We start from the raw sequence: 569 nt of genomic DNA on the forward strand, positions 1-569 counted from the left end.
TCAAAGACGATGAGGTAGATAGGTTCGGGGTGGAAGCGTGGCGACACGTGCAGCTGACGAATACTAATCGATCGAGGACTTAACCAAATGTATTTATCTGTTGAAAATGTCGTTTATCCAGTTTTGAAAGAATAAAATTTTATTAAAAAAACACTTGCAATTTTATACATATGTGTTATAATAGAACTTGTCTTTCAAAAGATTATTCAAGTCTAGTGATGATGGCAAAGAGGTCACACCCGTTCCCATACCGAACACGGAAGTTAAGCTCTTTTGCGCCGATGGTAGTTGGGGGTTTCCCCCTGTGAGAGTAGGACGTCGCTGGGCTTGCAATAAACATACATTAATACCCAGGAGGATTAGCTCAGCTGGGAGAGCATCTGCCTTACAAGCAGAGGGTCGGCGGTTCGAGCCCGTCATCCTCCACCATATTTAATCCATTGCCGGAGTAGCTCAACTGGTAGAGCAACTGACTTGTAATCAGTAGGTTGAGGGTTCAAGTCCTTTCTCCGGCACCATTGTACGAGCCATTAGCTCAGTTGGTAGAGCATCTGACTTTTAATCAGAGG

Annotated in this window: 2 tRNA genes and 2 rRNA genes; all 4 read left to right on the forward strand. The window is 44.1% G+C overall.

What is annotated here, in order from left to right:
* Positions 1-87: ribosomal RNA gene (locus tag FG383_RS20750) — 23S ribosomal RNA — on the forward strand; the annotation flags it as partial.
* 124 nt (positions 88-211) lie between these two features.
* Positions 212-327: ribosomal RNA gene (rrf, locus tag FG383_RS20755) — 5S ribosomal RNA — on the forward strand.
* Between the two features lie 26 nt (positions 328-353).
* Positions 354-429, forward strand: a tRNA-Val gene (locus tag FG383_RS20760).
* A gap of 13 nt (positions 430-442) precedes the next feature.
* Positions 443-518 (forward strand) — tRNA-Thr (locus FG383_RS20765).
* The last annotated feature ends 51 nt before the right edge of the window (positions 519-569 follow it).

Origin of the sequence: Psychrobacillus soli, from assembly GCF_006861775.1 — a bacterium.
GTDB classification, from domain to species: domain Bacteria; phylum Bacillota; class Bacilli; order Bacillales_A; family Planococcaceae; genus Psychrobacillus; species Psychrobacillus soli.